At 67.5% G+C, this 292-nt stretch carries 1 pseudogene; it reads right to left on the bottom strand.

Features of this window, described 5'->3' with window-relative positions:
* A pseudogene (locus EN850_RS35655) lies at window positions 1–292 on the bottom strand (phosphate ABC transporter, permease protein PstA); the annotation flags it as partial.

The raw sequence follows: 292 nt of genomic DNA, 5'->3' as shown, positions 1-292 counted from the left end.
CCAGCGACAGGGCACCGGCGAACGCCGAGAAGTTGCCACCGGTCTGCATCACGTACAGGGTGTAGACGAACAGGCCGAGCACGATCGATGGGGCCGACAACAGGATGTCGTTGACGAAGCGGACCACGGTGCCGGCCTTGCGGGCGTTGCCGTACTCGGCCAGCCAGGTGCCGGCCAGCACGCCCAGCGGGGTACCGATGCCGATCGCCAGCGCACACATCACCGCGCTGCCGAAGAAGGCGTTGGCGAGGCCGCCTTCCTGCATCGGCGGCGGCGTCATCTTGGTGAACAG

It is taken from the genome of Mesorhizobium sp. M8A.F.Ca.ET.207.01.1.1 (assembly GCF_004794715.1).
Classification (GTDB): Bacteria; Pseudomonadota; Alphaproteobacteria; order Rhizobiales; family Rhizobiaceae; genus Mesorhizobium.
This window is presented reverse-complemented; position numbering and strand designations above follow the sequence as displayed.